Source organism: Methylophilus sp. Leaf414, from assembly GCF_001425425.1.
Taxonomy (GTDB): Bacteria; Pseudomonadota; Gammaproteobacteria; order Burkholderiales; family Methylophilaceae; genus Methylophilus.
The window spans coordinates 348020-365898 of sequence record NZ_LMQQ01000004.1 but is presented as its reverse complement, the minus strand read 5'-3'; the positions used below and the strand labels follow the sequence as shown (position 1 = coordinate 365898).

At 49.0% G+C, this 17879-nt stretch carries 19 protein-coding genes; 6 read left to right on the top strand and 13 right to left on the bottom strand.

Annotated elements, in window-relative coordinates; translation table 11 throughout:
• Positions 1-208 precede the first annotated feature (208 nt).
• From ASG24_RS10655 to ASG24_RS10640, 4 genes are all read left to right on the top strand, one after another.
• Positions 209-4075, top strand: a complete 3867-nt coding sequence (locus ASG24_RS10655; protein ID WP_055871222.1) for a YhdP family protein — start codon at positions 209-211, stop codon at positions 4073-4075.
• 52 nt (positions 4076-4127) lie between these two features.
• Positions 4128-4985 (top strand): carbon-nitrogen hydrolase family protein, encoded by an 858-nt coding sequence (locus ASG24_RS10650; RefSeq protein WP_055871221.1) that lies wholly within the window; start codon positions 4128-4130, stop codon positions 4983-4985.
• Positions 4986-5078: 93 nt separating this feature from the next.
• A complete protein-coding gene (gene tldD, locus ASG24_RS10645) occupies positions 5079-6518 on the top strand; it encodes a metalloprotease TldD (RefSeq protein WP_055829415.1) in 1440 nt (479 codons plus the stop codon).
• 6 nt (positions 6519-6524) lie between these two features.
• Entirely contained in the window at positions 6525-6890 is a 366-nt protein-coding gene (locus ASG24_RS10640; RefSeq protein ID WP_055871218.1) for a glyoxalase/bleomycin resistance/dioxygenase family protein, read from the top strand.
• 11 nt (positions 6891-6901) lie between these two features.
• Here the strand turns inward: ASG24_RS10640 and ASG24_RS10635 are convergent, their stop codons facing one another.
• The gene (locus ASG24_RS10635) at positions 6902-8074 is read right to left on the bottom strand and encodes a sugar MFS transporter (RefSeq protein ID WP_055871206.1); all 1173 of its coding nucleotides are present in this window, start codon (positions 8072-8074) and stop codon (positions 6902-6904) included.
• 206 nt (positions 8075-8280) lie between these two features.
• On the opposite strand from ASG24_RS10635, the gene ASG24_RS10630 reads away from it, so the two are divergent.
• Positions 8281-8568 carry a DUF2934 domain-containing protein gene (locus ASG24_RS10630; RefSeq protein ID WP_235559718.1) on the top strand — a complete coding sequence of 96 codons (288 nt, stop codon included), beginning with the start codon at positions 8281-8283 and terminating at the stop codon, positions 8566-8568.
• Positions 8569-8596: 28 nt separating this feature from the next.
• Here ASG24_RS10630 and ASG24_RS10625 read toward each other — a convergent pair whose 3' ends face one another.
• The 6 genes from ASG24_RS10625 to ASG24_RS10600 form a co-directional block, all read right to left on the bottom strand.
• The gene (locus ASG24_RS10625) at positions 8597-9619 is read right to left on the bottom strand and encodes a trypsin-like serine protease (protein ID WP_235562397.1); all 1023 of its coding nucleotides are present in this window, start codon (positions 9617-9619) and stop codon (positions 8597-8599) included.
• A gap of 20 nt (positions 9620-9639) precedes the next feature.
• Entirely contained in the window at positions 9640-10113 is a 474-nt protein-coding gene (locus ASG24_RS10620; protein WP_055871203.1) for a hypothetical protein, read from the bottom strand.
• Between the two features lie 192 nt (positions 10114-10305).
• Positions 10306-10866 (bottom strand): elongation factor P, encoded by a 561-nt coding sequence (efp, locus tag ASG24_RS10615; RefSeq protein ID WP_055829430.1) that lies wholly within the window; start codon positions 10864-10866, stop codon positions 10306-10308.
• Between the two features lie 41 nt (positions 10867-10907).
• Positions 10908-12020 carry an elongation factor P maturation arginine rhamnosyltransferase EarP gene (earP, locus tag ASG24_RS10610; protein ID WP_055871200.1) on the bottom strand — a complete coding sequence of 371 codons (1113 nt, stop codon included), beginning with the start codon at positions 12018-12020 and terminating at the stop codon, positions 10908-10910.
• A 108-nt stretch (positions 12021-12128) separates the two neighbouring features.
• Positions 12129-12632 carry a hypothetical protein gene (locus ASG24_RS10605; RefSeq protein ID WP_055871198.1) on the bottom strand — a complete coding sequence of 168 codons (504 nt, stop codon included), beginning with the start codon at positions 12630-12632 and terminating at the stop codon, positions 12129-12131.
• A 305-nt stretch (positions 12633-12937) separates the two neighbouring features.
• On the bottom strand, positions 12938-13837 hold the full coding sequence (locus ASG24_RS10600) for a ZIP family metal transporter (protein ID WP_055871195.1): 900 nt from the start codon (positions 13835-13837) through the stop codon (positions 12938-12940).
• Between the two features lie 221 nt (positions 13838-14058).
• Between ASG24_RS10600 and ASG24_RS10595 the strand changes: the two genes are divergently transcribed.
• A complete protein-coding gene (locus tag ASG24_RS10595; protein ID WP_055871191.1) occupies positions 14059-14721 on the top strand; it encodes an OmpA family protein in 663 nt (220 codons plus the stop codon).
• A 125-nt stretch (positions 14722-14846) separates the two neighbouring features.
• On the opposite strand, the gene ASG24_RS10590 is transcribed toward ASG24_RS10595, so the two are convergent.
• The 6 genes from ASG24_RS10590 to ASG24_RS10565 form a co-directional block, all read right to left on the bottom strand.
• A complete protein-coding gene (locus tag ASG24_RS10590) occupies positions 14847-15239 on the bottom strand; it encodes a hypothetical protein (RefSeq protein ID WP_055871187.1) in 393 nt (130 codons plus the stop codon).
• Complete coding sequence (locus ASG24_RS10585; RefSeq protein WP_055871184.1) at positions 15239-15580, bottom strand: heavy-metal-associated domain-containing protein; 342 nt, start codon at positions 15578-15580, stop codon at positions 15239-15241. Before ASG24_RS10585 ends, ASG24_RS10590 begins: the two co-directional genes overlap by 1 nt.
• 26 nt (positions 15581-15606) lie before the next feature.
• Positions 15607-16281, bottom strand: a complete 675-nt coding sequence (locus tag ASG24_RS10580) for a hypothetical protein (RefSeq protein WP_055871182.1) — start codon at positions 16279-16281, stop codon at positions 15607-15609.
• Between the two features lie 90 nt (positions 16282-16371).
• Positions 16372-16761: a hypothetical protein gene (locus ASG24_RS10575; RefSeq protein WP_156376554.1), complete on the bottom strand. Its 390-nt coding sequence runs from the start codon at positions 16759-16761 to the stop codon at positions 16372-16374.
• A 56-nt stretch (positions 16762-16817) separates the two neighbouring features.
• On the bottom strand, positions 16818-17300 hold the full coding sequence (greB, locus tag ASG24_RS10570) for a transcription elongation factor GreB (RefSeq protein WP_055871176.1): 483 nt from the start codon (positions 17298-17300) through the stop codon (positions 16818-16820).
• A gap of 190 nt (positions 17301-17490) precedes the next feature.
• Positions 17491-17865: a hypothetical protein gene (locus ASG24_RS10565; RefSeq protein ID WP_369814181.1), complete on the bottom strand. Its 375-nt coding sequence runs from the start codon at positions 17863-17865 to the stop codon at positions 17491-17493.
• Positions 17866-17879: the final 14 nt, after the last annotated feature.

Here is a 17879-nt window from a genome sequence, read left to right as displayed (position 1 = left end):
AACGCGCGATAATTGCCCAACCGCGCTTAAACCTTAAAATACTGATCCCGCGACGGGCCGGAACCCTGCAAATTCGGCATTTTAAACGATTCGCCTGCATCAGACTGCATAATTCTCCCTTTACGCCAGCATCCGCTACAGTGCTGCAACTGTTTTCGAGTAAAATAGTCAGTTGATAAACCCCTGCATTCAAGACCCGCCTCTGCTCATGCCCCTGCAAAAAATTAAACGCTGGCTACTCACTCTGCTTATTGTCATATTGGTAGTCCTGGCAGGCATGATCGCGGTGATCCAGTTTTATGTTTTCCCCCATATTGATGATTACAAAGATCGCATTGCGCAGAAACTAAGCCAATCGATGAAGCAGGAAGTCACGATTGCGCACATAGGCATTCGCTGGCGGGGCTTGGCGCCACAGGTATCGCTTGGAGATGTCACCATATTCGACACGCAAAAGCGCCCTGCCCTTGAACTTTCAAGAATCACCACCCGCTTGTCCTGGAGCAGCCTGGTGCTGTTGTCACCCTCACTCATCAGCCTGCGCATTGATGCGCCTAACCTGATTATCCGGCGCACCGCCGACGGGGAGCTTTTCCTGGCAGGGATTTCCATGTCCGGCAAGGGCGACCCGGCATTTTCCAACTGGTTGCTGGAACAAAGGCGTATCAAGATCACCCACGCTACGGTGACCTGGGTAGATGAACAGCGCCAGGCACCGCCTTTGCTGCTGGAAGACCTGAATATAGAAATACTGACGCCAGTCTGGCAGCGCCTGCTAAACCGGCATACGGTGCATATGGATAGCCTGGTTTCTAACGGCACTAAACAACGTATTACGCTGGATTCTGTGCTGGTCGGTGATGACGTGACAAAGCCTGAGGCATGGCACGGCGAAATATCTCTGCGCTTGCCGCAAATCGACTTGGCGGCCTGGAGCCCTTGGCTGGACTTGCCGTTAAAAGTGCATACAGGACAAGGCAGCATGACCTCGACACTGGCCTTTAAAGCGATGCAACTGCAACGTATGGCCGCACAAATCAATTTAAAGTCAGTTTCCGTTACCCCGCCCAATACAACAGAAACTTTTCTGGCCGATAGCATGAGTGGTGAGTTCCGCTGGCAGCGCGTAGAGCAACGCCACATGATCTATCTGAAACACATTTCTGCCGACATCCAGCCCGGTCTGAAGCTTGATGATGCGAATGGCGAGTTACAATGGGACGCCCATGGTCATGAAGGCGTGCTGACCGTGAAAAAAGTCGCACTTGAGCAGGGAGCGTTATTTGCAAAATGGCTGGATTCGCAATCTGAAGCCGCTAACTATCTTGAACAAATCGCTCCTGCTTTTAATGCTGGTCAAATCAAGCTACGCTGGCTTTATCAGCAGGATAAATGGCAAGACTATGCGGTTGAAGCTAACCTGAATGCCGTGCATACCAAAGCTTATGAACAGTTGCCGGGCCTGAAGAATTGGTCAGGGCGATTATCGCTGCATCCGAATGCAGGCAGCATTGACCTCGACACGCAGAATGCCAGTATCGACTTAGCAAAAATTCTACGTTGGCCGGTACCGATTGACCGTTTGCAGGGCAACATCGAGTGGGACAACAACGGCAAGAAGCTATTAATCAGCACTCACAATCTGCAATTTTCAAACCCGCACATTGCCGTTCGCACCAACCTGGAATATCAACTCGGTGCTGCCGGGGGTGACACTATTCAATTGCAAAGCCAGATTGAGCGTGGTGATGCCAAACACGCGCCATTCTATTACCCGCTTATTCTTGGTGAATCTACGCTGCATTGGCTGGATACCTCGATTCTCTCCGGACAAATCCGCCGTGGTGAAGTACTGATCAAAGGCCGTATGAAAGACTTTCCGTTTGTGAATGCAGCGCACCAGGCAGACCCCGCACTGGGAATATTCAAAGTCACCGCCCAGGTAGATCATGCCAGCCTGGAATACGGTACTGGCTGGCCTTTGGTCCAGAACGTAGATGCCTGGCTTAAGTTTGAAGGCAAACGTATGGATATCTCGGTGAAAAACGGCACTACGGTAGGCCAGCACATCACACAGGCGCATGTTGAAATTCCACAACTTGATGCTGATTGGCCCATGCTCAATGTGAAGGCAACAGTAGTTGGCAGTGTCGAGCAAGGGGTTAAATTTGTGAACACCAGCCCTGTACGAGAGGTAACGATGGGCTTTACCGACTACCTGAAAGCCAACGGTGATGCCGAGTTGAAACTGGCCTTACAAATCCCCTTGAACGATGTGGATGCCAGCCGGTTTCAAGGGGATTATGCGATTAAAAATGGTCGCATCGCGGCAAATGCTCAGATCACATTACCGGAGATGAACAACATCAACGGCCACCTGAAATTTACTGAAAAAGGCCTGCAGGCGCAGGCTGTACAATTATCGATGTTTGACAACCCGGCAACCATCAGCCTGAACACTCAAAGTGATAAGTCAGTGATTATCCAAGGCAGCGGGCGCATCACCGATGTTGCGCTCAAAAAAATGGATACCAACTTGCTGACTAAAGCCTTACATGGCACCACCGACTGGAAAAGTAATATCCTGATCCAACCACCTAACAATGTCCGCCTGGATATCCGTTCGCAGTTGATTGGCATGGCGGTTGATTTACCCGAGCCGATGAAAAAAACGGTTGAAACACCGGCCAATTTAACCATCCGCTTACGTCAGGAAAACAACCAGCCTGACAAAATTGCCATTCATTATAACGACTGGTTGCATGCCAACTTCTTGCGTACTACCAGCGGCTCGGAGTCGCAAATCAGTGCTGGCGAAATTTCGGTTAATACGCCACCGCGTATGCCATCCACCGATGGCATCAACTTGCGTGCGGATTTCGAGAAACTGGATGTCGATGAGTGGCTGGCTTACACCAGTCAGGGCTCTGGTTCAAACACTGACGTTGCTCGAACTCCAGATATCCCGCTAAACCGTATTGAACTCAATGCCGGTACATTGCATGTGTTTGATCGCAACTTGCACCAGATCAAACTGAATGTCACGCCTGACCAGGACCGGCTGAAAATGACGATCCAGAGCCAGGAACTGGCTGGTGATGTAGACTGGATATCCGTCAAACCGAATAACAAGTTGATCGCAAAATTAAGTTATTTAAAAGTGCCGAGGAGTATGGATACAGATGAAACAACTTCGGCAACCACTGAGGTGCGTCGCCTGAACATGACCTATCCCGAAGTGGAAATTTCAGCACAGGATTTCCAGTTTGGCGACAAACAGCTGGGCAGCCTGGATATCAAAGCCTTTAACAGCGGTGAAAACTGGGTAATCCAGAAAATGAACCTTAATAGCCCTGATAGCCAGCTTACCGCTGATGGCACCTGGCGTAACTCCGTACGCAACCCGCAAACGTCACTTAAATTCAATTTGACTTCAAACAACCTGGGCAAGACCTTGCAACGCTTCCAGCCTAGCGGTGAAATGGTCAAAGGTGGCACCGGTAATATGGCCGGACAAGTTGGCTGGCCTGGTAGCCCGCATCAATTTGCCGTTGAGCGCCTGGATGGTAATTTCAGCATGCAACTTGAAAAAGGCCAAATCCTTAAAGTGCAGCCAGGGGTGGGCCGGTTGCTTGGGTTGTTAAGCTTGCAAAGCTTGCCACGCCGGTTAACGCTGGATTTCCGTGATTTATTCAGCCAGGGCTTTGCGTTTGACAAGATCACCTCTACCGCCAACATCCGCGATGGCATTTTGCGCAGTGACGACTTGTTTATGACCGGACCGGCTGCCGAAGCCAGACTGAAAGGTGAAACCAATTTAAAAACCGAAACCCAGCGTCTTAAAGTCAAAGTAACTCCGCATATCACTGACTCCGTCTCCCTGGCTGCATTGGCAGCGGGTCCGATTGTCGGTGTTGCAGCATTTGTCGCGCAAAAACTGCTGAAAGACCCACTCAACAAAATCAGCGCCAGTGAATATATGATTACGGGAACCTGGGATAATCCACAAGAAGTTGAAATTGATAAAACAGCGCCGACTAAGACGCCTGTTCAACCCTTGAAAAATGCTCAGTGATGTCAAACTGACTTAAATTCTGAATTTATTTAGTACCAACGGAAAAGATGCCATGGCAGACAATAAAACTAAAAAACTGAAATCCGCAGCTAAAGACGATATTATCAAGGTTGCCGCCATCCAGATGGCATCCAGCCCTAGCGTGGCCGCAAATCTGGTAGAGGCCAAGCGATTGATTGAGATGGCCGTCGAACAAGGCGCAAGGCTGGTGGTGTTGCCCGAATACTTCTGCATCATGGGCCTGAAAGATACAGACAAAGTGGCTATCAGCGAGAAACAGAATGACGGGCCTATCCAGCACTTTCTGAGTAAAACTGCCAAAGCTTTCAAGATATGGATTGTTGCCGGGTCGGTACCCATGCAAAGCAATCAGCCAAAGAAAATCCGCAACAGCTGCCTGGTGTATAGCGAAAAAGGTGATCAGGTTGCCCGTTATGACAAGATCCACCTGTTTGGCCTGGACATGGGTACCGAGCACTACCACGAAGAAAACACGATAGAGCCTGGCGATAGCGTGGTTGCGATTGACACGCCTTTTGGCCGCATAGGCTTGGCTATTTGTTATGACCTGCGCTTCCCTGAATTATTCCGCGCCATGGGTGAAGTCGATATGATTGTTCTGCCATCAGCGTTTACAGAAACCACCGGCAAAGCCCACTGGGAAACGCTGGTGCGTGCCCGCGCCATTGAAAATATCTGCTATGTGGTCGCCTCTGCCCAGGGCGGTTACCACCTTTCAGGCCGTGAAACCCACGGTAACAGCATGATAGTCGACCCCTGGGGCGTGGTGCTGGACAGACTACCACGTGGATCAGGGATTGTAATTGCCAACATCAACCGCAATTATATTAAGAACCTGCGTCAGAGCCTGCCGGCTTTGAAACACAAAACAATTACCGCTATTTCATGAAAATGCTGAGCCGCGCTACGGCACTCTTTTCATCAAATTTATTCCAACTATTAGTCTTAACCAGCCGAACGACTCTTTATTAAGTTGACCCATATGCAAACGCTACTTACCACTGCCAACGATACGCTACTCCGCCCGGCCGGGCTGGACCAGGAAGCTTTAAGCAAAGTTTTGTCTGGCATGATGACGCACAATATTGACTATGCCGATTTGTACTTTCAGTACAGCCGCAGTGAGTCGTGGGGGCTGGAAGAAGGACAGGTTAAATCCGGCAGCTTCAATATTGACCAGGGTGTAGGCGTACGGGCAGTGAGTGGGGAAAAAACCGCGTTTGCCTATTCCGATGATATTCACCTGGATGCCTTGCAAGAGGCGGCCAATGCCACGCGTGCGATTGCTAATCTGGGCCAGGAAAAAACCGGCCATAGCATACTCACCCGTAGCCACGCCCCACTCTACCTACCGCAAGACCCGATTGCCAGCCTGAGCGCCGATGCCAAGGTCAAGTTACTGGAAAAACTCGAGCGATACGCAAAAGCGCAAGACCCACGCGTGACGCAAGTAATGGCCTCGATTGCTGCCGAATATGAAGTGGTGATGGTAGCCCGCAGTGATGGCGTGATGGCTGGCGATGTTCGCCCGCTTGTGCGCCTCTCGCTGCAAGTGATTGCCGAACACAATGGCCGTCGCGAACAAGGTAGCAGTGGTGGCGGTGGCCGGTTTGATTACAGCTTCTTTACCGATGAGGTATTGCAGGATTACGCACAAAAAGCCGTACACCAGGCATTGGTGAATCTCGATGCACGCCCTGCCCCGGCCGGCAGTATGACCGTGGTATTAGGCAGTGGCTGGCCAGGCATCCTGCTGCACGAAGCGATTGGCCACGGTCTTGAAGGCGACTTCAACCGTAAAGGCAGTTCTGCGTTTTCTAACATGATAGGCCAGCAGGTAGCTGCCAAAGGCATCACCATTGTCGATGATGGCACTATTGCCAATCGCCGGGGTTCATTAACTATGGACGATGAAGGTAATGCACCACAAAACACCGTGCTGATTGAAGATGGCATCCTGCGAGGTTATATCCAGGATACGCTGAATGCCCGCCTGATGGGCATGGGATTGACCGGCAATGCGCGCCGCGAAAGCTATGCGCATATCCCCATGCCACGCATGACCAATACTTATATGCTGAATGGCGATAAAGACCCGCAAGAGATTATCAAGTCAGTAAAAAAAGGCCTTTATGCAGCTAACTTTGGCGGCGGCCAGGTAGATATCACCAGCGGTAAATTTGTATTCAGCGCAGCTGAAGCCTACATGATTGAAGATGGCAAAATCACGTACCCGGTCAAAGGCGCGACCTTAATTGGCAACGGCCCTGATGTGCTGACCAAAGTCAGCATGATTGGTAACGATATGGCATTGGATAGCGGCGTAGGTACCTGCGGTAAAGAAGGCCAGAGCGTACCGGTGGGTGTCGGTCAACCTACATTGAAGATTGATGGTTTAACCGTGGGTGGAACATCCGCTTAGGCCTCAATGCAAGCGCAACCAATTGCAGCCGTGATGATTCATGTATCCTCGGTTTCGGAGGCTTTGAACTGGTATCAGCAATTATTTCCTAATGCTCAGCGGCAGCGCCTGGCAGCAGACAATTTTGAATACCTGTCTCTCGATGGCATCTCACTGGAATTCGTCCACGCTGATGAGAAAGTGTCTTCGGGCCCTGCCGGCTCTGTCGTTTATTGGTTTGTTCCCAAGCTAAACTTAGCCTTGGCACATGCCCAAATTATCGGCGCCAAGCTCTATCGTGGCCCGTTGCACATTGAAAATGGTTATGCCATTTGCCAGCTTCAAGATCCATGGGGAAATTGTATTGGCTTGCGTGGGCTGGCTTCTGATTAACAAAAAATGATTTAATGCGCTTTGCCAGCCAACGCTTTAAAACCAAACCACGCGATGTAAACATAGCAGATCACTGGCAAGATAAATGCATGATGCAGCCCCATACGATCAGCCAGTAAGCCGGTCAACAAGGGCACAATCGCCCCTCCAAGAATCGCAGTTGCCAGCAATCCAGAACCTTTCTTTTCCTGCCCGGCTTTAAGGTCTTTGATCCCCAAGGTAAAAATCGTGGGAAACATAATAGAGTTACACAAACCAACCAGCACCATACTGCCAATCGCCAGCGTGCCTGTAGCCTGCATCGAGATAATAATCAGGATCACTGCCAGCAAGGCGTGGGTCATCAATACCCTGGCTGGCGCAAACGCTTTCAGGGTGAATATGCCGAGAAAGCGCCCTACCATCGCGCCACCCCAATAGAAAGCGACTAATGGCGCAGCTTGCGTTTCTGTGACCTGGCTGATGTCCATCACATAATTGACCAGGAAACTGCCAATCGCCACTTCAGCCCCTACGTAAGCAAATATCCCTATTACGCCAAGTAACAAGCTTTTTTCTTTGATGACCTCAGTCCAGCGGCTTTCATCGGCTTGGGTGGTTTCCAGGCCGGTAAGATTGATGCGCGAAAGCACCACAGCGATGATGATCAACACAGAAGCAATAAAGAAATAAGGATAGACAACACCTTCAGCATGCGTCGAGTTTTTAAGTGCGGACAGGATGAAATAGGCACCAAACAACGGGGCAATAAAAGTGCCCAGTGAGTTAAAGGCCTGCGCCATGGTCAGGCGCGAAGAAGCCGTTTCTTTCGGCCCAATAACAGACACGCAAGGGTTTGCGGCTACCTGCAACAACACAATGCCGGATGCCAGCACAAACAAGGCACCTAGAAATAGTGGATAGGTATGTAATATCACTGCCGGGTAAAACAGCAAGCACCCCACTGCCGCCAGCGCAAAACCGATCACCATGCCTTTCTGGTAGCCAACACGTTCAATCAGCTTGCTAAATGGTATAGAAGTCAGCCCGTAAGCGCCAAAGAAACAGAACTGAACCAATGCCGCCTGGCTATAGCTGAGGGAAAAAATGGCTTTCAGGTATGGCACCAGAATATCGTTCAGACAAGTAATAAACCCCATCATGAAAAACAGGATGGTGAGTGACGTCAGGGCCTTTTTATACATGGATTTCCTTTAATTACGGGTGCGCATGCACTACATCATAAATAGCCGGGCTTGAAAAGGAAATATTCCGAAATAAAGCTGCGAACTCCCCATCAAATTCAGAGTCTGCTCATTTAACGGCTTGACGGCAAGTGTTACATTTTTATAAGATGATTCACATGAGGTCACAAGCCTCGCACTTTTATTTCACTCTAGATCAAGGAGATATGATGGCCACCAGCAAAAGTACCGAAAACGGCAGCAAAAAACCCGCCGCCAAAAAAGAAGTGACAACAAAAACAGCGGCTTCCAAGCCCGCTGCCAAAAAGACTGCCAGCAAGACCACGAGCACTAGCAAGAAAACCCGTTCACCTGCGATAGTTACCAGCGCTAAACGCTTGCAGATGATTGAAGAAGCCGCATACTACATCGCCGAAAAACATGGTTTCCATGGCCCGAGTACTGACCATTGGCTGGCAGCAGAAAAACAGATCGATAGCAAACTGAACGCTTAAGGCGTTTTAGCCCGGCCCAGTACTCAAGTTAGTGCTGGTCGATAAAAGGATACAGCGGTGCCGAAGTGAATTGTATGTCGGCACCGCTATGCTGTGTGTAGCGTAAAAACCCCAATACTTCAGGATGACTCAAGCGCAAGCCGTAAGCGATATAGGGGTATTCTGATAATGGCACCTGTTTCTGGAAAAAAGGCCAATGTGCGCTTGGATTATAAAAGCGCTCTACCAGACTGGTGATCGCCAGCAACTCGTATTGTCCCCATGCATTCAGCACCAGCCAGGGACCACCGGAATCGCCAACTGTAGGCATGGGAATTGTGTGGTCGTATTGATCGCTGTCATTCAGGCGATTTACCGCCAGCAGTGCTTTTTCGGCATGTACCAACTCCTGGGTATAAGCGAACTGTGTCTGCGCCTGCAAATGCAGCATTTCGTCCATTTCGCGGTAGGCCCTGGGCAGTACCTGAAAAAAGTCTGACAGGTCAGGCAAGGGTTTGCGTTCACCACATCTGGGATGCCTTGTATCAGCCTCGCCGTATCCTCGGCCATAACCACAAATCACGATGCTCTCCGGCAAACGATCATCCAGGCGGATGCGCAGAGCTTGTATCGGGCTTTTGATATTAGCCTCAAACACCAGCACTGCAATGTCCTGGGTTAAATCCTCAGCCACGGCTGCAAATGGCCGGTAGAATGCTTGTTGCAGCCGGATATCCTCAATACCGAGTAATTCCGGTTGGACGATCGATAATACAGGCAGCCCTTTAGGGCCATTCAATTGCACTTCTTTCAGGCAATGGGCTGCCGTGATCAGTGTCAGCGGTTTGCGTCCAACAATGACTCCGCTACAGAGGGAATCGTAATATTCCCATTTTTCTACGGACTGCAAAAAATGAGCATGCTTGATACTCAGTTTTACGGTGGAAATCGCCATGCCGGGAAACGTCAATCCATGAATCAGCGCCTGGGAAGAATGGCCTAGGGTTAACCCGACACTGGCCACCATCACTGGCATGGTACGCCTGAGCAGCAGTAATACCGATTGCCACATGCAGCTTAAGCCCTTAGATCTCAGGGCAAACTTCTGGTCGCATTATTCTTTAATTCAATCGGGCCAAAGCAGGCCTCCAACGATGGGTTATCATCGTCACAGGAAATGAAACTGTAGCCATCCGGCTGGAAAAGCACATAGCTGGTTTGCTCGGTGTTGATTTCGGAAGTCTGGCGGGTGCAGTCCAGTCCTTTATTGCTTAAGGTCACACGGTGAGTAAGTTTGAAAAATCCCTGCACGTCCGGTTGTGGGGTTATTTCATAGCGGGCTTCGAGCTGTTCATCGCCACTGGTAAACACCGCTGTGCCATCTTCTTTAAACCAGTAAGATTCCAGGCAACCGGTCTCGGGAATTTTTGACTCCCAGTAACCGACCAAGGGGTGTTTGAGGGAACGCGATGCTTCAGCCGCGAGTGCTGCATTGATAGAGAGCACCGTCCAGCCCAACAGACACATAACAATGATTCGCTTATAGCTGACCTGCTGATGACGCATTGCAACCCTCCTTAAGATGAGATGATGTAAAGCTGTCAGCGATTGTCAGTGAAAAAAATCATAACCAATAGTGAATCATTCCCAAGATTAAGATAAACATTTCCCTAAGCATTCACAAAACATAGACTTATGAATAACAAAAACCCCAGGCAAGCCTGGGGTTTTCTTTTTAACTCTGGGTAAGCGTTGCGATTATTTCATCACACGGTTACGGTACTCACCAGTGCGGGTATCGATTTCGATTTTGTCACCCTGGCTAACGAACAGTGGCACTGGAATTTCAAAACCGGAAGCAATTTTTGCAGGCTTCATCACTTTACCAGAAGTATCGCCTTTTACCGCTGGCTCTGTGTAAGTGATTTCGCGCACTACTGTGGTTGGCAATTCGATAGAAATCGCTTTACCTTCATAGAAACGCACCTCACATGGCATACCGTCTTCTAGGTATGGCAATGCATCTTCCATAAACTCAGCATCTACATCGTATTGGTTGTATTCGGCATCCATGAATACATAGGTTGGGTCAGCAAAGTAAGAAAAAGTCACTTCTTTCTTTTCCAGTACGATCACGTCAAACTTGTCCTGTGCCGCATAAACGTTCTCGCTAGGCGCTTCAGTCAGCAAGTTTTTCATCTTCATTTTGACCACTGCTGAGTTACGGCCGGATTTGTTATATTCGGCTTTCACAACTACCATAGGATCATTACCAATCATGATCACGTTGCCTACGCGTAAGTCCTGAGCAATTTTCATACAATGCCTTTAATTGAATGTGGGAATAATAAAGCCGCGCATTATACCCGATTTTTTTGCAATTTCTCAATAAAAATCACCAAGTTAGTGGCAAGGTCTGGCTGCTGCGCCAACTGGCAGGCATAGGCTTGCGCATGTCGCGTGATGTGCTCGCAATGACTTACAAAAGCGCGCCAACGCTCGTCAGACCATGCACCTGTGGCCCAAGCCTGCATCACAGATGTCACCTGCGCTTTCACTTCACCATCCGCTAGCACCAGGTAATGCTTTAGAAAAGCATCCAGTTTTTGCAGGTGGGTATTTTCAGATTGCTGATAGGGTAACCAAACCATGGGTTTTGCTGCCCAGATGGCACGAATCCAGCTATCTTCCCCTCGGACGAAATTCACATCACATAGCGCTAACAACAGGTCATAGTCGATTTGCGACAGGAAAGGAATAACGGTTATCTCACAATTTTGGTGCTGTACACTTTGACCAGATTTAATCGCGTCTAACTTGAGTGCTTGTGAAACGGCAGTTGCCACACTTTCAGGCACAATCAGCCTGCTTCGGTATGGTGATGCAGCCAGGCTATCCAGTAATTCTCTGATTGGCGCATGCGCATAGCAAAACAGTGAAAGATTAATCACACTCGGTGCTGGCGCCAAGCCCAACTGCTGCCATGCCGATGGTGTGGATTGTTCAGCCTGTTTTTTCAGTGCCGGTAAAAACCTCTCACGCAGCAATCCGCCTGTCTGCGTGCTGAACCCCGGGTAAATAAAATAGCGAACCAGGCCATTAGCCTGCGGTGATGGCCGACCATGAAATCCTTCTACCCAATCTTCGGCGGATAAGTAATCCACATTCAACCAGAGGGTTTGTGGTGACATCGCTTGCTGATAGCCCTCCGGCAATCCACAGCTAAAGGTTTCAATGACAACGGGAGCAATTTCCGGGAAATCTGCGTGGGCATGCCAGTGCTGCACCTTTACTTTGGAATGCCCTGCCCGGATAATTTTCTTTGCAACGGTTAAATCCTCTATCCATAAAGTGACAGTCACGTTGTGTTCATCCGCCAACTGACAGGCCAGGCGCCAACTGACACCGATATCGCCAAAATTATCGACGACCTGGCAGAACATATCCCAGCGTTTAGAAATAAAAGACGACATGAAGTGTTTTTAAAGAAGCTCGAAAAATCGAGGTAGTGTACCTGAACAGCGAAATGCTGCTACCAACTAATAAACTTAGCCTACGACGAAGATTAGCCCATCAGACAATTAACCCACTAGGGCGGGCATTGGCTCAGCAGTTTTCAACCAGGTCAGTTGCAATGCTTTTGCATCCATCGCAGCACGATGCTCAGGTAATGCAAACGTGTTGCGGATAGTTTGCTCGGTATCATGCCAGGCGGATTGTTGCTCAATCGTCAGCAATACGCTTAAATCTTCCAGCTTGAAAAAAGGATTCAAGCCTGCTGCATCATACAAACTGTGCAGCCAGACAAAATCCTGATACCAGCCATCGGTATACAGCGTTTGTCCATTGAATGTAAGGTTCAGGTGAGTGGCAATCGCATGTGGCGTTTGCCCATTTTCAACTAATGCCTGACGGGATTGTTGATGTAGTTTTTCAGCTTTGTCATCCCAATGCACCCAGCCCGCTTGCGGCTGCACCAGCGCGCTCCAAGTTGCCCCGCTGGCGTCAACATACCCGATTTCAATCGGGTAGCTGCCTACGCCAAAGCCGGAGGCTTCAATATCCAGAATAATGGGGGGAGTCATGTGTGGCTTTTTTATATTTGCAAATCTTGTGTCGAAACACTATGTCACGCAGAGAGTGCGATGACACACTTTAACTCAACGTTTGCTTAGTAAACCTGGGATTATACGCGAGGACATATGGTTTGATTGCCTAAAAACCATGCATTTTCAATCGCTTATCATTTTTTGCGCAAGTTTTTCTCACGACAATCAATCATGCGAGTTTGTGAGTGCTTGCAGTTAAGCCTCTGATAGATGTACATTGCCTGCGTGCGTTATCGCTTTCCAGGCCCTGCAAATATCAGTATGGCAGAAATCATTTGGCTTTACGCCAGTGCGGTGTCCAGGATCATCATCAGTACAAAACCCACCAGCAGGCCTGTCGTTGCAAATAGCTCATGTCCTTGCCGATGGGATTCAGGAATCACTTCGTGACTGACGACGAACAGCATAGCGCCCGCTGCAAATGCCAAACCCCATGGCAGCATCGGTTGGCTGTAGATCAATACCGCAGCACCCAGCACGGCGGCAAGTGGTTCAACCAGGCCAGAAGCTGCACCCAATAATGCAGATTTCCATTTGCCCATGCCGACACTGCTCAGCGCGAGGGCCACTACCAGTCCTTCCGGCACATCCTGGATGGCGATACCGGTTGCCAATGCGGCGGCACGTGCAGCATCATTACCTGCGGCAGAAACGCCTATCGCCAGCCCTTCGGGAATATTATGCAACACAATCGCAAATACAAATAACCATAGTCTGCGGATGCGTTGCGCACTTTCTGTGCCCGCCCCTCCAAAAAAATGCTGGTGTGGCAACTTACGTTCCAGCAGCATTAAACAGCCTGCCCCCATCAATATGCCAGCGCCGGTCAGCATCGAAGCACCCCAGCGGTCCATACCTTGGGTTTGAGCGATATCTAGCGATGGCACAATTAAAGAGAAACAGGAGGCTGCAAGCATAACGCCCGCACCAAATCCCATCAAAGTATCTTGCACACGGCGTCCTGGTTCACGGGTAACCAGCATAGGTATAACACCTAAGGCAGTTGCCAATGCTGCTATCGAACCAGAACCTAACGCAATACGTAAGGTTGGCTTGCTTGAAATTAACTGCCAGGCTTCATTGAATAGAAACACAATGCCAACTGCACAAAACAGATAACCCAATATCCGCCCATAGCTCACGGCAAGTCTGGAACCATTTTTCTCAGCGTTGGTGTGCATCTAATACCTTTCGATCACAGAATTCAAGCTCAGCCTGAAGTAGAAAATCACTATTCAATCACCACAAATAAGAATCATTAACATTAATAATGCAGTTAACAGCATAAAAGTGTGACTCGAAACAGTTAAAAAAATTCGTTGTAAGTGGCGGAATGACTGAACTTAGTCTTGCAGATTTGTGACCAACGGGAGTTACAAAAACTTTTACGGGAGAAAAACAAATGCATAAAATAATCACTGTGTCAGTGTTAACGGCTGCAATCAGCATGTCGGGCTGCGCGAATATGAGCGAAACGCAAAAAGGAACAGCCAAAGGTGCCGGTATTGGTGCTGCAGCCGGTGGTGTAGTCGGTGCAGTTGCTGGTGGTGGTAAGGGTGCCGCCATTGGTGCAGCGATAGGTGCTGGTGCGGGTGCCATTGCCGGTAATATCTGGTCCAAAAAAATGGAAGCACAAAAGCAGGAAATGGAACAAGCCACTGCAGGTACTGGTGTTGCCGTGACCAAAACCGGCGACAACCAGCTGAAACTTGAGATTCCAAGTGACATATCCTTCGATAAAGGCAAAGCTGATATCAAACCGAATTTCCGCCCTATCCTGGATAAATTTGCCAGCGGTTTGCAAAACAATCCGGCAGCACGTATCAACATCATTGGACACACTGATAGCAGTGGCTCTGATGCCGTCAATGACCCGTTATCAGTTAATCGCGCTGCCAGTGCCCGTAAATACCTGTCCGAGCGCGGCATTGCTACCAGTCGCATCACTATTGATGGACGCGGTTCACATGAGCCGGTTGCGGCAAATGACACAGAAGCTAACCGGGCAAAAAACCGCCGCGTAGAGATTTTTGTTGCTGAGCCGGATCCAGCCGCACCTAAATAATTTCTTATAATCCTGAAGTAGCAATTTCAGGATACGCAGCTGATAAAAAAGCCGACTTCGCGTCGGCTTTTTTAATGTTGCTGAAATCCCATCCTTAATTAAAACGATAGGCCTTAGGTGACAATTTACTCAATCAACAGCGGTGCCACAAACGCAAAAAAAGAACCAATCAGAAACAATGTTACAGATATCCAGTAAACCCACAGGCTTTGCCGGCGCGTCTTCATACAAAGCATAGCGAGTTGAGGATCAGTCGGGCAAGGTAATGATCTTGCACGCCATTGCAACCAGCCTGCCAATAACAGCATGACAGCGGCAAGGCCGAATACAAGGGCCTTGTGCTCGCTAATCCAGATCAATTGCGGAAACTGGCTGACGAGGCTGGTGAGTGTAGCCACCGAACCAATCGCCACCAGCGTTGCAGGCAATGCACAACAAATCAGTGTTGATCCACTGGTAAACAGAGAGAGTAGATTCAACCGTTTTGTCGTTTGCAAATGATTGATTTCGCTAGCCATCACTTGCTACCTTCTTTGCCGGACTTACTCAGTTGCGCCTGGATGTCTGCAACAGTTTGGTTGACGCGCTCGACTTTAGTGACCGAGTATCCTGCATCCTGAATGACTTTATTAAACTTTTCATCAGTCAGTGTTTGCCCATCTTTTAGCTGAAAAGCCACTACACGGCTTTTTAAATCGACAAATGCCGCCTGCCCTTCCGGCAGGGCTTTGAGTTTTTTCTCTATGCCCTTGGCACAAAAGGCGCACACCATGCCATTGACTTCTGCTTTTAGCGTAGTGACCGCAAATGCAGCAGGTGTCATGGCGGTTAACATCAGGGTAATCAATAATTTTTTCATTTTAAAATCCTTTAAAAATAGAGTGGTTAAAACACAAACATGGCGTTCAGGCGCGGCGCGAAGCCCTCACCCTGCCATGGATTGGTTACACCAAATTCGAGAAAATAATTTTTGTTGATCAGGCGTATTGCAGGCGTCACCTGTAAGCCGGGATCATTGTTGCGCATGGTTTTGGCTTCAATCACGAACCATGGCTGCGTGTCGTCAAAGCCGGCTTCATAAAATGAAAACCCGGCCTGGACTGCAGCGGTGTCGTAGTTCATGCCGGGCGCACGGATCATGCGGGCTTTAGCAAGAAAATACAATCGTGTGGATTCCATATCAAACTGCACGCTTGGCGTGTAGGCAAAGCCATCATATTGCCCTTTGGCTTCGCCGACGCTGCCGTTAAACCAGATGTTGGCTTGTGCGGCTGGCAGATTCCAGCGTTTGATCAAGCCGGTGTAATTGATGCCAGTAATGGTGGTGGCCTGCTCGCCTTTACCTGACATGCGCATCTGCTCTACGCCGATGGCATGCCCGAGTGCGGGCGAGTAGTTCAACATCCATTCCTGGTTATAGCGACCAATTTCGGTCATCAGCATGGCGCTATCTTCAAACCCCATCAGTGCAGCGGCATGAGCCGGCACAACTAACTGGCTTAAAAACAAGGCGCCCAGTGAGAAAACGGAAAAAGGTGCAATGGTGTATTGCTTGGACATAAGCCCTCCATATTCAACTTGGCAAAAACGCTTTAGAACAAAGTGTGATCTACAAAGCGGACAAACCGATAGACGGATTTGTCCTGCCTGCTAGCTGAATATGGGCGGTTTGATAGCGGGGGGGTAGGTTTGGGAATGGACAGGCGCGGCCATAAATAATGGCGTGGCCGAACGTGAAGCAGTTATGGCTAAAACGGGAACGGCGTGAAAATGCGCAACGCCGCCGCTGGTAGCGCAAAATCCGCATACATCGCAATGGTGCGCTTTGCTCGATGTCGTTGTAGCAGAATCATGGGCAGCTTCGTGCTCATGACAAGGCATTTCACTCATCGCGTTAATTTCGTGACTGGCATGTGTGTCATGCAACTGTTGTGAAACAGAATTTGCCTGTGCAAGCAACATTTGCATCGCCATGACGTTAGCGGCCATGACAAAGCATGGCAACCAGCAAATCAGGAAAATGCAAAGACGTTTTTTCATGGTAATTTTAAGAGAGCAACCTGGCAATATTAGTTCAAAAAACCATCAGTGTGCTGTTATTCATAGCGGATATCAATAATTTCGTATTCTGTTTCCGCAGCAGGCGTGACTACCCGTATAGTATCGCCCAGATTTTTACCTAACAATGCTTTCGCCATAGGCGATACCCAGGAAATATACCCTTGCGCGGGATCCAGCTCATCCTGCCCGACAATACGGATGATGATCTCACTCTCATCTTCAAGATTGAACAATGTCACCCAGGCACCAAAAAATACTTTCTCGGTGTTGGTTTGCGTACGGCTATACACAATCTCGGCCGCATCCATACGCTTGGTCAGAAAGCGTATGCGCGAATCGATCTGGCGCAGGCGTTTCTTGCCATAGATATAGTCGCCATTCTCACTACGGTCGCCATTACCCGCCGCCCAACTTACTACGCGCACCACTTCCGGTCTATCAACCTTAATAAGGTATTGAAACTCTTTCTCCATTGCCGCGTAGCCTTCCGGCGTAATGTAATTTTTGTACTCTGCCATTGATTACCAACTCTATTCAGGTTTCCCTGCTCTTGTTCATTCGATCCTTGCGCATCATACAACCGTTCAAGATTTCTTCCAGCAAAGCCTTTAAGACACGGCTTAAAAATTATGTGTTGCGAGGCGCTGCAAAACGACCAATCCAGAGCAGCATCGAGTGTTGAACGGCCATTTTTAACCGTTGAAATAATTACTGCTTTTCATCTTCAATAGGTTGTGCGTCATAGACAAAGTAACTGGTTTCACCGAAACAGTTAGAAGGCACGCCTCTGTGTTCTTTGTATAGCAGCCTTGCACGCTCGCCTGCCAGCTGATTTACTTTCAATACCACCGCCGGATCACGCACCGTAAAATGAAACTTTTCAGCCTGCGTGCCCGGTATCGTCACCAGCACCAACTCACCTTCCCAGGTTTTGCATACCCAGCCTTTATTGGATAGCTTTTGCACATAACCGATCCGCTCGCCGTAGGAATATACCCAGTTCAGGGATGCCCAGGTGTAGAGCGTCAAAAAAACCACTGGAAACAAGATCAGCCAAAATATTATTTTTATAAATTTCCCCATGTTTGATATTCACC